This is a genomic window from Planococcus sp. CPCC 101016, assembly GCF_007859295.1.
GTDB lineage: Bacteria > Bacillota > Bacilli > Bacillales_A > Planococcaceae > Planococcus.
This window is the reverse complement of sequence record NZ_VOHB01000002.1, coordinates 1-12,884: the sequence shown is the minus strand read 5'-3', so window position 1 is coordinate 12,884 and position 12,884 is coordinate 1. Positions and strand designations below refer to the sequence as shown.

11 protein-coding genes and 1 rRNA gene are annotated in these 12,884 nt (G+C 43.0%); 8 read left to right on the top strand and 4 right to left on the bottom strand.

The genetic code is table 11. From position 1 onward, the window contains the following. Positions 1-113 precede the first annotated feature (113 nt). The 4 genes from jag to rpmH form a co-directional block, all read right to left on the bottom strand. Positions 114-863 (bottom strand): RNA-binding cell elongation regulator Jag/EloR, encoded by a 750-nt coding sequence (gene jag / locus FQV26_RS00105; protein WP_146555352.1) that lies wholly within the window; start codon positions 861-863, stop codon positions 114-116. Further along, positions 860-1,642 carry a membrane protein insertase YidC gene (gene yidC / locus FQV26_RS00100; protein ID WP_146555351.1) on the bottom strand — a complete coding sequence of 261 codons (783 nt, stop codon included), beginning with the start codon at positions 1,640-1,642 and terminating at the stop codon, positions 860-862. Before yidC ends, jag begins: the two co-directional genes overlap by 4 nt. A 61-nt stretch (positions 1,643-1,703) precedes the next feature. Beyond that, positions 1,704-2,045 carry a ribonuclease P protein component gene (rnpA, locus tag FQV26_RS00095; protein WP_146555350.1) on the bottom strand — a complete coding sequence of 114 codons (342 nt, stop codon included), beginning with the start codon at positions 2,043-2,045 and terminating at the stop codon, positions 1,704-1,706. Between the two features lie 80 nt (positions 2,046-2,125). Continuing rightward, on the bottom strand, positions 2,126-2,263 hold the full coding sequence (rpmH, locus tag FQV26_RS00090; protein ID WP_146555349.1) for a 50S ribosomal protein L34: 138 nt from the start codon (positions 2,261-2,263) through the stop codon (positions 2,126-2,128). Between the two features lie 490 nt (positions 2,264-2,753). Here rpmH and dnaA point away from each other — a divergent pair, with 490 nt between their 5' ends. From dnaA to FQV26_RS00050, 8 genes are all read left to right on the top strand, one after another. Further along, positions 2,754-4,097: a chromosomal replication initiator protein DnaA gene (gene dnaA, locus FQV26_RS00085; RefSeq protein WP_146555348.1), complete on the top strand. Its 1,344-nt coding sequence runs from the start codon at positions 2,754-2,756 to the stop codon at positions 4,095-4,097. A gap of 173 nt (positions 4,098-4,270) precedes the next feature. Next, positions 4,271-5,407, top strand: a complete 1,137-nt coding sequence (dnaN, locus tag FQV26_RS00080) for a DNA polymerase III subunit beta (protein WP_146555347.1) — start codon at positions 4,271-4,273, stop codon at positions 5,405-5,407. Positions 5,408-5,513: 106 nt separating this feature from the next. Beyond that, positions 5,514-5,753, top strand: coding sequence for a S4 domain-containing protein YaaA (yaaA, locus tag FQV26_RS00075; RefSeq protein WP_146555346.1), 240 nt, complete (start codon positions 5,514-5,516; stop codon positions 5,751-5,753). Next, entirely contained in the window at positions 5,743-6,855 is a 1,113-nt protein-coding gene (gene recF / locus FQV26_RS00070) for a DNA replication/repair protein RecF (protein WP_146555344.1), read from the top strand. Before yaaA ends, recF begins: the two co-directional genes overlap by 11 nt. A gap of 6 nt (positions 6,856-6,861) precedes the next feature. Continuing rightward, a complete protein-coding gene (locus FQV26_RS00065; RefSeq protein WP_146555342.1) occupies positions 6,862-7,071 on the top strand; it encodes a hypothetical protein in 210 nt (69 codons plus the stop codon). 44 nt (positions 7,072-7,115) lie between these two features. Then, positions 7,116-9,044: a DNA topoisomerase (ATP-hydrolyzing) subunit B gene (gyrB, locus tag FQV26_RS00060; RefSeq protein ID WP_146555340.1), complete on the top strand. Its 1,929-nt coding sequence runs from the start codon at positions 7,116-7,118 to the stop codon at positions 9,042-9,044. Positions 9,045-9,074: 30 nt separating this feature from the next. After that, entirely contained in the window at positions 9,075-11,657 is a 2,583-nt protein-coding gene (gyrA, locus tag FQV26_RS00055; RefSeq protein ID WP_146555338.1) for a DNA gyrase subunit A, read from the top strand. Positions 11,658-12,487: 830 nt separating this feature from the next. Then, positions 12,488-12,884, top strand: a 16S ribosomal RNA gene (locus FQV26_RS00050); the annotation flags it as partial.

Genomic DNA, 12,884 nt, shown 5'->3' with positions numbered 1-12,884 from the left:
TCTAACATACTACAATAGCATAAAGCATCCGAAATCAAAAGACACAGTGCTTCATTTTCCTAAATTTCATCAATTGGGCACAAAAAAAGCCCGCCATATTGGCGGACTTTCAATTATTTATGCGGTTCAATGACAAGATAGCGGTTGGGATCTTTCCCTTCGGAATACGTATCAATGTCCAAACGTCTTGATAAAGCCTGATGGATGACCTTTCGCTCGTATGACGGCATTGGTTCGAATTGAACCCGTCCACCGGTCCGAATCGCTTTGTCCGCCATCCGGTCTGCCAATTGCTCTAATGTTTCCTGGCGGCGTTCCCGGTAATTTTCAGCGTCCAATTGAACCATCATGAATTGATTCGAGTATTTATTGGCGACAAGCTGGGCCAATTGCTGAAGAGAATTCAAAGTCTGTCCCCGTTTGCCGATCAGCATGGCTACTTTTTCGCTTTCCAAGTAAAAATCCACTTTTTTGCCGCGTTGCTCATGGGTAATCGACAAATCTTCAATTTTCATGCCTTTGGCAATCGATTGAATGTAATTTTTTGTTTCTTGAATCGCTTGTTCATTCGAGACTGCAGGAATTTCTTCCTCTTCTCCCTCTTTTTCAGGGAGCATTTGAGATGTTTCCTTGATTTCAGCAGCTGTCTCAGCTGTTTTATCCGTTTTTTCTTTTTCAGGAAGCGGTGTTTTTTCAATTACAGTAACTTCAACTTCTGCTTTTTTGGCCCCAAAACCGAAAAAACCTTTTTTCTCTTCCTGAATGATCTTGATGTGGGTTTCTTCACGTTTAACTTGGAGTTTTTCTAATGCTTCAGATATCGCGTTTTCAACAGTTGTACCCGTCTGCGTAATCTGTTTCACTTTTTAACCCCTCCTGCTTTCGTTTTAACAGGTTGCTGCTGTACTTTTTCTCTCTCCCATGGACGGTAGATAAACAGATTTTGAATAAGTGAAATAATGTTCCCGATGACCCAGTAAAGCGTCAAGGCAGATGGCAATACAACACCGAATCCGATGATCATTACCGGCATGAAATACATCATGATCTTCATTTGAGGATTGTCCATAGCTGGTCCAGTCCGCAATACAACAAACTGCATCAACCCGGCGATGACTGCTAGGATAATACTTGGTTCTGCCAGCGGGAAAATAAGAAATGCTCCCAAATCGATTTCAGGCGTACTGTTCATGCGGCTGATCGCGTGATAAAAACCGATCAAGACCGGCATTTGAATCAAGACCGGCAAACAACCCGCCATTGGGTTGACGCCTTTCTCCTGGAACAAAGCCATCATTTCTTTTTGGTATTTCTGTTGCGTAACAGCGTCTTTCGATTTGTACTTTTCTTTCAGTTTAACAAGTTCAGGCTGCACTTCCTGCATGCGTTTCGAACTTTTCGTTTGTTTGATCATCAATGGCAGCATCACTAACCGGATAATGACAGTGACGGCAATAATCCCGAAACCGTAAGTTCCCAGCAAATTTTTGAAGTATGTGATGGCGGATACTAATGGCCAAACGATAAATTCATTCCAAAATCCTTCACTCTGGTCACTGATCGGCTTGTCAAACTCCGTACAGCCGGAAAGCAGCAACGTTACTGCGATCAGTGAAATAAGCAAAACTAATTTCTTATTCACCCTTCTTCCCCCAAACTAATTTTCAATTACTTCTATAATAACATCTATTCTGCATTGCCTTCTACTTCTTTGGCAATGCACGTGCGATTCTCAATACGTGTTCAAGACTTTTCTTGCTTTCGTGAAAATCCATTGTGGCCGCCTGTGGTCGGGCGATGATAATGTAGTCCGCATTCGGCAATAAATCGTCTTTCAATTCCAGGAAAGTTTGCCGGATATAACGTTTAACGCGATTGCGTGCTACTGCATTTCCTACTTTTTTACTGACGGATAATCCAAGGCGAAATTCAGGCTGCTCAACCTTTAATACATAAACGATAAACTGCCGATTCGCAAAAGATTTTCCTTTTTTAAAGATCTGCTGAAACTCTTTGTTCTTCTTGATCCGTTGGTGCTTGTTCATTCTTTCACCTGCTTAATTTAATACATTTCCGCTAAAATGCAGCAGAAAAGAAAAAAAGACCACTGATGCGGTCAGTGGACTTAAGCTGATAATACTTTTCTTCCTTTACGACGGCGTGCAGCTAATACTCTGCGTCCGTTTTTTGTGCTCATACGTGCTCTGAAGCCGTGTACTTTGCTGTGTTTACGTGTATTTGGTTGATATGTGCGCAATGTCATATATGACACCTCCTATAATAAGAGTTAACTATTTTTCTAAAGACAGTCTCGACTATTATAAAGGCGTAAAGGTATAAATGTCAATGTCTTATTAAAAAACACCTCCAGATCTCCTTCCTTCACGCTGCTCAAGTTATACACAGTTTGTTTAATTATCCCTTGATGGCCTGTGCACTGTTTTTTTTCAAAAAATAATTATCCACATGCCTTATCTACAGTTTTTTAACATACAAACCCCTTGTGGATAGTTCCAATGTGAACAAAAATTATTATGTGGATAACTTAAAGAACTTCTTGTATTGTCTATTCTTTTTTGGTAACATTAACTTGTTTTCACTTGTTAATAGTTTTCACCCTAAATAAGTTATCCACAAATTGTGGGTAAGGTGTGGATAGTTATTCACCACCTTGTTTATGAATGTTATCCACAAGCTGTGATTTTGTGTATGATATACTTTAAAATATAGTTACATATAAAGGAGAAGAGCTATTGGAACACTTAGACGAACTTTGGTCGAGTGTCTTAGCCCAAGTTGAAACTAAAATCTCCAAACCAAGTTTTGAAACGTGGTTAAAATCAACAAAACTTTTATCCTACCAGGATGATACTGTCACTATTTCAGCGCCGAATTCCTTTGCCCGTGATTGGTTGGAAAACCATTATGTGCATTTGATTACCGGAATTCTATCAGATTCCACTGGCGACGATATGATGATTAAATTTGTTGTGCCCAAAGATCAGGATATGGATGATTTTCAACTCCCTGCGCCTCGTATTAAACCGGGACAAGACCAGCAGCAAGAGTTTTTGCCTGGCATGCTGAATCCTAAATACACTTTCGATACCTTTGTAATTGGTTCAGGCAACCGCTTCGCCCATGCCGCTTCTTTGGCTGTGGCCGAAGCGCCAGCAAAAGCTTATAACCCGCTGTTTATCTATGGGGGAGTAGGACTTGGTAAGACACATTTAATGCATGCAATCGGACATTATGTCCTCGAACACAATCCGAACGCCAAAGTAGTTTACTTGTCTTCGGAAAAATTTACGAACGAATTCATCAATTCAATCCGTGACAATAAAACTGGGGAATTCCGTGACAAATACAGGGGTGTCGATATCCTCCTGATCGATGATATTCAGTTTTTAGCGGGCAAAGAACAGACGCAGGAAGAATTTTTTCATACGTTCAATACGCTGCACGAAGAATCCAAGCAGATCATCATTTCGAGTGACCGGCCGCCAAAAGAGATTCCGACATTGGAAGATCGGCTCCGCTCCCGTTTTGAATGGGGCCTGATCACGGATATTACACCACCTGATCTGGAAACACGGATCGCTATTTTACGTAAAAAAGCAAAAGCTGATGGACTGGATATACCGAACGATGTCATGACCTATATCGCCAATTCCATTGACTCGAATATCCGCGAACTTGAAGGGGCCCTGATCCGTGTTGTGGCTTATTCCTCTTTGATCAACCGTGATATGAGCGCAGAATTGGCTGCAGAAGCCTTAAAAGACATCATGCCGAATTCGAAACCGAAAGTTATTACGATTTTAGATATTCAAAACGCTGTCGGCGAACAATTCAATGTAAAACTGGAAGACTTCAAGACAAAGCGCCGCACCAAGGATATTGCTTATCCACGCCAGGTCGCGATGTACTTGTCACGTGAAATGACCGATTTCTCTTTGCCTAAAATCGGCGAGGAATTCGGGGGACGCGATCACACAACTGTTATTCACGCCCATGATAAAATTTCAAAAATGCTGAAAGACAATCAGCAGCTGCAGCAGGACGTCAAGGACATTAAAAGTGCGCTTGGCAAGTAAAAAAGACTGTGGATAAACCAATAAATTAGCAAGCAGTTTATGCACAGACTGTCTACATGTGGATAAGCTGCTTTTATTGACTTTAAAGGGCTTATCCACATATTCACAGGCCCTACTACTACTATTACTTTAAAAGCCTTTAAATAAAATATATATATAAGCGAGGTTCGAGAATGAAATTCGAGATAAAACGTGAGCGACTAGTTGAAGGATTAAACGATGTAATGAAAGCAGTAAGTTCAAAAACCACCATTCCGATTTTAACGGGGATTAAAATGGATGTTACTTCTGATGGAATGAGGTTGACTGGCAGTGATTCTGACATCACGATCCAAACCTTCATTCCAGCAGAAGAAGATGGAGAACAGATCATCCAGGTAACAGATGGAGGAAGTATTGTTCTTCAAGCAAAAGTTTTCGGGGAAATCATCCGTAAATTGCCTACTAATGAAGTGGAGATTGAAATCACAGGAAATTTCCAGACGCATATCCGCTCAGGAAAATCCGAGTTTCATTTAATCGGCTTGGATGCAATGGATTATCCACAACTACCGGATATTCAAGATGATCGGTTGTTTACCATTCCAGCTGATCTATTGAAAACCATTAACCGTGAAACCGTATTTGCTGTATCAAGTTCAGAAACACGTCCTGTACTGACAGGCGTTCATTGGGAAGTAAAAGACGGAGAATTGGTTTGCGTAGCAACCGACAGCCACCGTTTGGCACGTCGGAAAACCAAATTGGAAACTTTGCCTGAGGGGGAGTACAGTGTTGTAATTCCTGGGAAAAGTTTGACTGAATTGAACAAAATTCTGGACGATACTTCTGAAGCGGTCGAAATCGTCATGACCAACCAGCAGGTTTTATTCAAATCCAAACACATTCTATTCTTCTCCCGTCTATTAGAAGGAAACTATCCGGACACGACCCGTCTGATCCCTGCAGAATATAAGACTACGGTTACTGTAAATGGCCGTTCGCTTCTGCAGGCGATTGATCGAGCGTCTCTATTGGCCAGAGAAGAACGCAATAATGTCGTCCGCTTCTCGGCAAATGCAGGCAATGAAGTCGAAGTTTCTTCTAATTCACCGGAAGTCGGGAAAGTAGAAGAGCAGCTGCAGGCTCATAGCATCGAAGGAGAAGAACTGAAAATTTCATTCAGCGCCAAATTTATGATGGACGCGCTAAAAGCAATTGATGGACAAGATGTCGTCATCCAGTTTACTGGAGCCATGCGCCCATTCATCTTGAAATCGGCATTGGATGACTCTATTTTGCAACTGATTCTTCCTGTCCGAACATATTAAAATTAAAACAGACCCTCAGGATAGCCATATAGGCTATCCTTTTTACTTTTTAGCTAAAATAGGGTAAAATAGAGGGATAGACTATGAATCGAAGGATGAGTGCATTTTGAGAGAAATCGGGATTGAGACTGAATATATAACACTTGGGCAATTGTTGAAAATGACGGATACAATAAGTTCAGGCGGAATGGCCAAATGGTTTTTAGGTGAACATGAAGTTTTTGTAAACGGTGAAGCTGAAAATCGGAGAGGTCGGAAGTTGCGTCCAGATGATCTCGTAAATATTCCAGGGTTTGGAGATTTTCGTATCGTGACGGCTGAAGGCATGAGCTTCGATGCGGATTGACCGCCTTGAGCTTGTCAATTATCGGAACTACGAATCGTTAGAACTGGATTTTTCTCCAGAGATCAACGTCTTTATAGGAGAAAACGCACAAGGGAAAACCAATGTTATGGAATCTTTGTATGTTTTATCCATGGCGAAATCGCATCGGACTTCCAATGACAAGGAATTGATACGCTGGGAAGCTGATTATGGTAAAATAAAAGCTGATGTTTATCGGAAATACGGTAAACTGCCCCTTGAAATTACCTTGTCAAAAAAAGGAAAAAAAGCAAAAGTAAATCATCTAGAGCAACGCAGGTTGAGTGATTATATTGGCCAATTGAATGTCGTCATGTTTGCCCCTGAAGATTTGCATCTTGTCAAAGGGAGTCCACAAGTACGCAGACGGTTCATTGACATGGAAATTGGACAAATCTCACCGGTTTATCTGCATGATTTAGTCACTTATCAAAAACTCCTCAAACAAAGAAATCATATATTAAAGCAACATTATGGAAAACAAACAATCAATGACGTCATGTTCGATGTATACACAGAACAATTTATCGAATCGGCTGTCAAAATCATCCGCAAGCGGTATCAGTTCATGGAACTTTTGCAGAAATGGGCTGAACCGATCCATCACGGCATTTCCCGAGGGCTGGAACAACTTCAAATCCGCTATCAACCGATCAGCGGTTTAAAGCCTGAATGGACGCCTGAAGAAATGGCGTCTTTTTTAGAGCAGAAACTGATAGAGGTACGCAAACGGGAGATTGAACGGGGTGTGACGCTTGTAGGTCCGCACCGCGACGAACTTCAGTTTTTCGTTAACGGCTACGATGTTCAAACTTATGGTTCGCAGGGGCAGCAGCGCACAACGGCACTGTCTTTAAAATTAGCAGAAATTGAGCTGATCAAGCAGGAAGTCGGAGAAGCGCCAGTGCTGCTGCTGGATGATGTACTTTCTGAATTGGATGATTACAGGCAGTCTCATTTATTGAATACGATCAAAGGATCCGTCCAGACTTTTGTCACTACGACAAGTGTTGAAGGAATCCAGCATGAAACGATTCAAAACGCTCGTCTTTTTGAGGTTTCTCACGGGACAGTCAAGGAGTGAAAATACGTGTATATCCAGATTGGAGCAGCACAAATCCTCCGAATAGCTGAAATTATAGCCGTCATTCAATATGAAAATAAGATGCCGGCTGCTTTTGTGCGGCTGCTTGTCCCTAAGGAATCCGTGAAATCGTTGGTTGTCACTGAAGATTTCACTTACGGTTCGCCTTACCGGACACAGGCGCTCCTGAAGAAAATAGAAGAAAACAGATTGTGAAGATGTAATATGAAGAAATGCGTAAGAAAGAGCAGGTGAATGGAATGGCTATGGAAGAAAAAGGTCTACAGGAATCATATGAAGCGAGTCAGATTCAAGTGTTGGAAGGATTAGAAGCCGTCCGTAAAAGACCAGGGATGTATATCGGTTCTACGGGTTCAAGAGGACTTCACCATTTGGTATGGGAAATCGTCGATAATAGTATAGATGAGGCATTAGCAGGTCATTGTACAGAAATTAAAGTCTCCATTGAATCCGACAACTGGATTCGCGTAGAAGACAATGGCCGCGGCATCCCCGTTGGCATGCAGGAAAAAATGGGACGTCCCGCAGTTGAAGTCATTATGACAGTATTGCACGCAGGGGGTAAATTCGGCGGCGGCGGTTATAAAGTATCCGGTGGCCTTCATGGCGTTGGTGCTTCAGTAGTGAATGCCCTGTCCGAAACGACAGAAGTATTCGTCAACCGTGATCAAAAAAGACATTACATCAAATTTGAGCGTGGTGCAGTAACAGAAGATCTTCATGTAATCGGTGATTCAGATCATACGGGTACTACTATCCGTTTCAAAGCCGACGCGGAAATCTTTAAAGAAACCACTGTTTATGAATTTGATATTCTAGATCATCGCTTACGCGAACTTGCTTATTTGAACCGCGGATTAAAAATTGTCGTGAGAGATGAGCGCGAAGGCGAAGAAAAAGAGAAAGTCTATCACTTCGAAGGCGGCATCAAGTCGTATGTCGAGCATTTGAATAAAACAAAAGATCCACTTCATGAAGAAGCAATCTTTGTTGAAGCAGAAAGAGAAGGCGTTACAGTTGAAGTAGCGATGCAATACAATGCCGGCTACGCAGCAAATATCTTTTCTTTTGCCAATAATATCAATACCCACGAAGGCGGGACGCACGAATCCGGTTTTAAAACGGCTTTGACACGCGTAGTCAATGACTATGGCCGCAAAAATGGCATGCTGAAAGAGCAGGACCTGAATTTGACTGGCGACGATGTGCGTGAAGGATTGACTGCAATCATTTCCATTAAGCACCCGGATCCACAATTTGAAGGCCAGACAAAAACCAAGTTGGGCAATACAGAAGTCAGCACTATCGTCAATAATTTATTCTCTGGCGGATTTGATCGGTTCTTATTGGAGAATCCATCTGTTTCGCGAAAAATTGTTGAAAAAGGAATCATGGCTTCGCATGCACGGATGGCTGCTAAAAAAGCTCGTGAATTTACGCGCCGCAAGTCTGTACTGGAAGTATCGAGTCTTCCGGGTAAACTTGCCGATTGTTCGTCACGTGACCCTAAAATCAGTGAAATTTATATTGTTGAGGGTGACTCTGCCGGGGGTTCAGCAAAATCAGGCCGTGACCGCCATTTCCAGGCCATTTTGCCGCTTCGGGGGAAAATCCTGAACGTTGAAAAAGCCCGACTTGACCGGATCCTTACCAATGCTGAAATCCGTAACATTATTACAGCGCTCGGTACAGGGATTGGCGAAGAATTCAATTTGGAAAAAGCGCGCTACCATAAAGTCGTTATCATGACCGATGCCGATGTTGATGGTGCCCATATCCGCACCTTGCTGTTGACGTTCTTCTTCCGCTACATGCGTCCATTGCTTGAAGCTGGCTATATTTATATTGCCCAGCCGCCATTGTTCCAAATCAAACAAGGCAAGCATGTGGACTATGTCTATACAGATGAGCAATTAAAAGTGGCACTTGAAAAGCTATCTCCAACACCGAAGCCAAATATTCAGCGCTATAAAGGTTTGGGAGAAATGAATGCTACACAGTTATGGGACACAACAATGGATCCGGATGTCCGGACTTTGTTGCAGGTCACATTAAACGATGCGATGGTGGCGGATGAAACTTTCCATATTTTAATGGGAGACGACGTCGAACCACGCCGTAACTTTATCGAAGAAAATGCGAAATACGTTAAAAATCTAGACGTTTAAGTGATGTAGAGTTGAGAGGAGGCTGCGGATATGGCTGAACGGCCGAGCAGTGGTGTTGAAGAAATAAACATAAGTACGGAAATGCGGACTTCATTTTTGGATTATGCAATGAGCGTTATTGTATCCCGTGCCTTACCGGATGTACGTGACGGATTAAAACCTGTCCATCGCCGCATTCTTTACGCAATGTATGATTTGGGGATTACTTCAGACAAAGCTTATAAAAAATCAGCGCGTATCGTTGGCGATGTTATTGGTAAATATCATCCTCACGGTGACACAGCTGTTTATGAAACCATGGTCCGTATGGCACAGGATTTCAGCTACCGCTATATGCTGGTGGACGGACATGGGAACTTCGGGTCTGTTGACGGAGATTCGGCTGCAGCAATGCGTTATACCGAGTCTAAAATGTCAAAGATTTCCATGGAATTACTCCGTGATTTAAATAAGAATACAATTGATTATAGAGATAACTACGATGGCCAGGAAAAAGAACCAATTGTTTTGCCAAGCCGGTTTCCTAACTTACTGGTAAACGGAACTTCTGGTATTGCAGTCGGTATGGCTACCAATATACCCCCACATCATTTGGGTGAAACCATTGATGCAGTTTTAGCGCTAGCTGAAAATCCGGCTATTACAACTGAAGAACTGATGGAATATATCCCAGGTCCTGATTTTCCGACAGGCGGCATTATTCTTGGTCGCAGCGGCATTCGCCGTGCTTACGAAACAGGTAAAGGTTCGGTGTTGGTTCGTTCAGTTGTTGATATTGAAACAAAAGCGAATGGCAAAGAAGTCATTATTGTCAATGAAATTCCGTACCAAGTAAATAAAGCCCGATTGATCGAGAAGATTGCTGAACTTGTGAGAGACAAGCGAATTGATGGCATTACTGATTTGCGGGATGAATCTGACCGTAACGGCATGCGCATCGTCATCGAAGTTCGCAGAGATGCTAGCGCAAGTGTCTTATTGAATAATTTATACAAACAAACAGCGATGCAAACAAGCTTCGGTATCAATATGCTGGCACTTGTAGATGGCCACCCAAAAGTTTTGGGGTTAAAAGAAGTTCTGTTCCATTACTTGGAGCACCAAAAAGTGGTCATTCGCCGCCGTACACAGTTCGAGCTGAATAAAGCAGAAGACCGTGCGCATATTCTCGAAGGCTTGCGTATTGCCTTGGATCATATTGACGCAATCATCGCCTTGATTCGTGGCTCACAAACGGCTGAACAAGCACGCAACGGGTTAATGTCCGACTTCAATTTGTCAGAACGCCAGTCTCAAGCAATTTTAGACATGCGCTTACAGCGTTTGACTGGACTGGAAAGAGACAAGATTGAAGAAGAATACCAAAGCCTAGTGAAATTGATTGATGAACTTAGAGATATTCTTGCAAACGAACATCGAATTCTTGAAATCATCCAAGAAGAGATGCTTGAAATAAAAGAACGCTTCAGCGATAAACGGAGAACGGAAATTACGACCGGCGGAGCGGAAATGTTTGAAGATGAAGATCTGATTCCAGTAGAAGCTTCAGTATTGACGTTAACTCATAATGGCTACATTAAACGTTTGCCGGCCAATACTTACCGCAGCCAAAAACGCGGCGGGCGAGGCGTACAGGGAATGGGTACCAACGAAGACGATTTTGTGGAACACCTGCTGTACACGTCTACTCACGACACCATTCTGTTCTTCACCAATAAAGGGAAAGTCTACCGCAAAAAAGGATATCAGATTCCTGAATACGGACGGACTGCTAAAGGCTTGCCGCTGGTCAATCTTTTGGAGATCAGCAAGGAAGAGAAAGTCACCGCGGTTATACGTGTCGATGAGTTCAAGGAAGATGCTTTCTTCTTCTTCACGACCCGTGAAGGGATCAGCAAACGGACGCCTGTGACGAATTACGCCAACATCCGCCAAAATGGGTTGATTGCGATCAGTCTTCGGGAAGAAGATGAGCTGATTTCAGTGAAGCTGACAGATGGCAATAAAGAAATGGTCATTGGTACACGTAATGGTGCATTGATCAGATTCCCTGAAACGGACATTCGCAGCATGGGCCGAACAGCCAGTGGTGTCCGGGGCATCCGTCTTCGTGAAGGCGATGCAGTGGTCGGCATGGAGATTTTAGATCCTAACGACAATGTATTGGTCATTACGGAGAAAGGATACGGAAAACAGACGAAAGAAGCTGAGTACCGTGTTCAATCCCGAGGCGGCATGGGTATCAAGACTTGCCAAATCACAGATAAAAACGGACCGCTTGTTGCCGTACGAACTGTCAATGGTACAGAAGATATTATGCTAATCACCGTCAATGGTATTTTGATTCGTATGGACGTCAATGATATTTCTACAACTGGTCGAAGCACGCAAGGTGTTCGTTTGATTCGATTGGGCGAAGATGAAATTGTGGCGACTGTGGCTAAAGTGAAGAAAGACATCGATATCCCTGAAGATCTGGAAGAAATGGATGGCGATATCGAAAAAACATTGATTGAAGAAAGTGCAGAAGCAGATGTCTATGTAGACGAAGATGTTGTTGCTAATGAAAAGATCGATGATGTAGAAGAAACGCTAGAAGAAGACGAAGAATAAGAATAAACTTGCAGCCAGCTGATTAAATTCAGCTGGTTTTTTTATGAGCGAATTCAGCAACCAATCGATGCAGGACCATAGACATTTTTAAATGGATAGAGTCTCTTAAAGTTCTACGTCGCAAAGGAACACGATGGAGCGGCAGGATGATTTTGTGACCATCTGCATTGCTCAAGGAAGTTCTGAAACCTTCAGCCTCATCAATATGGCCTATTCGTTTTCATGAGAAAGTTTAATGAATGTCTCGAAAGCGTTTGTCCCATCTGTTTAGGAACGAATACTGTCCAGCTTCTAAAAAATATATAAGCCCAGAAAGTTCCGTTCAGTTGAGCAGGAAGATGCCTTAAACATTTTAAGAAATCGAGTGCAGCGTTATTTATCTGCCAGGCTTGATTTCAAATCGAGTAGATTGGTTCTAATCAATTGGCTTCGGGATTTTATATTATAAAACATGTAACCTCCGAACCGAGCGCTTGATTCGGGAGAGGCTCCTTGCAAGATAAATCAAGCTTCTATTAGAAGAAGTTTATAACTAAGTACAGACATGTTTTCTTCTTTATTCATTTCATATAGAAGCTTATTTTATTAAAGTGAAGTTTTTTTGCATAAACTGTTGACTCTTATATTTCAGCATGGTATATTAATTGAGTCGCCAATGAGCGCGACACACCAACTGAACCTTGAAAACTGAACAGCAAAACGTCAACAAACAGCAACGGCCGCGCAAACGGCCCGCGCAAAACTTACTGATCAGTGCAAACAGATCAAAGCGAATCGCGCGTCTTCGGACGGCGATACGCCAGCAAGTACAGAGCAGTCAAATGTTCTCTATAATGGAGAGTTTGATCCTGGCTCAGGACGAACGCTGGCGGCGTGCCTAATACATGCAAGTCGAGCGGAACCCTTGGAGCTTGCTCCAAGAGTTTAGCGGCGGACGGGTGAGTAACACGTGGGCAACCTGCCCTGCAGATCGGGATAACTCCGGGAAACCGGTGCTAATACCGAATAGTTTGGTTCCCCTCCTGGGGAGCCACGGAAAGACGGTTTCGGCTGTCACTGCAGGATGGGCCCGCGGCGCATTAGCTAGTTGGTGGGGTAATGGCCCACCAAGGCGACGATGCGTAGCCGACCTGAGAGGGTGATCGGCCACACTGGGACTGAGACACGGCCCAGACTCCTACGGGAGGCAGCAGTAGGGAATCTTCCGCAATGGACGAAAGTCTGACG

Excerpts from the sequence above, each read along its gene's own strand:
- rnpA (WP_146555350.1), bottom strand. The coding sequence starts at position 2,045 with ATGAACAAGCACCAACGGATCAAGAAGAACAAAGAGTTTCAGCAGATC.
- rpmH (WP_146555349.1), bottom strand. The coding sequence starts at position 2,263 with ATGACATTGCGCACATATCAACCAAATACACGTAAACACAGCAAAGTA.
- dnaN (WP_146555347.1), top strand. The coding sequence starts at position 4,271 with ATGAAATTCGAGATAAAACGTGAGCGACTAGTTGAAGGATTAAACGAT.
- recF (WP_146555344.1), top strand. The coding sequence starts at position 5,743 with ATGCGGATTGACCGCCTTGAGCTTGTCAATTATCGGAACTACGAATCG.
- gyrB (WP_146555340.1), top strand. The coding sequence starts at position 7,116 with ATGGCTATGGAAGAAAAAGGTCTACAGGAATCATATGAAGCGAGTCAG.
- gyrA (WP_146555338.1), top strand. The coding sequence starts at position 9,075 with ATGGCTGAACGGCCGAGCAGTGGTGTTGAAGAAATAAACATAAGTACG.